This window comes from Nocardia sp. NPDC058497 (assembly GCF_042720195.1).
Classification (GTDB): Bacteria; Actinomycetota; Actinomycetes; order Mycobacteriales; family Mycobacteriaceae; genus Nocardia.
This window is the reverse complement of sequence record NZ_JBHXMY010001047.1, coordinates 1-1074: the sequence shown is the minus strand read 5'-3', so window position 1 is coordinate 1074 and position 1074 is coordinate 1. Positions and strand designations below refer to the sequence as shown.

Below are 1074 nucleotides of genomic sequence, written 5' to 3'. Positions count from 1 at the left end.
GACTTGCTCGGGGTGCCCGGTGTGGTTCGGCGTGTGCTCGATCCGGCTTGCGGTACCGGTGGCATGCTGAGCTCCGCGGAGGCTCACATCACCGCTTTGAACCCCCAGGCGACGGTGGATCTGTACGGGCAGGAGTTGAACCCGGAATCCTGGGCGATCTGCCGCTCCGACCTGATTATCAAGGGGGAGGACTCCGAGAACATCGTCCTCGGCAACTCCCTCGACGACAACGACGGCCACCCCAAGACCAAGTTCGACTATATGCTCGCCAACCCCCCCTTCGGTGTGGAGTGGAAGAAGATCAAGGACGATGTCGAGTGGGAGGCGGATAACCTCGGTGATGCTGGTCGCTACGGCGCCGGCCTGCCGCGAATCAACGACGGCTCGTTGCTGTTCCTGCAGCACATGATCTCGAAGATGAAGCCGGTCAACGCCGCCGGTGAGGGTGGTAGCCGCATCGCCATTGTTTTCAACGGTTCCCCGCTGTTCACCGGTGCCGCCGAATCCGGCGAGTCCAATATTCGCCGTTGGATTATCGAGAATGACTGGCTGGAAGCTGTTGTCGCGCTGCCGGATCAGCTCTTCTACAACACCGGAATCTCCACGTACTTCTGGATCCTCACCAACCGTAAGAAGCCGGACCATCAGGGCAAAGTGGTGCTGCTGGATGCGCGGGACTACTGGGTGAAGATGCGGAAGTCGTTGGGTGACAAGCGTAAGCAGCTGAGCGATCAGCAAATTCAGGAGATCACGCGGCTGTATGGAGATGCGCTAACGGTCGCTAAGGATCCGACTCACCCGCTGCACAGCAAGGTGAAAGTCTTCAACAATGAGGACTTCGGATACCGCCGCATAACTGTGGAGCGGCCGCTGAAGCTGCGGTTCGAGCTCACCTACGAAGGTTTGGACAAGCTCGCGTCCTCGGCGCCAGTCCGTAAGCAGTACGGCGATTCTGACGCATTCCGAGTCCTTCTTGCCCCGTTGATCGGCACCGTCTGGAAGGCGAAGGCGGACGCTGTGTCGGCCAAGCGCGACGCAGTTGCCGGAGCCGGTGAGGCATGGCCCCCTGGCGGT

At 60.5% G+C, this 1074-nt stretch carries 1 protein-coding gene; it reads left to right on the top strand.

Annotated elements, in window-relative coordinates:
• Positions 1 to 33: 33 nt before the first annotated feature.
• On the top strand, positions 34 to 1074 hold a 1041-nt coding region (locus tag ACFWPJ_RS33605; RefSeq protein ID WP_378857668.1), incomplete at its 3' end, for a class I SAM-dependent DNA methyltransferase.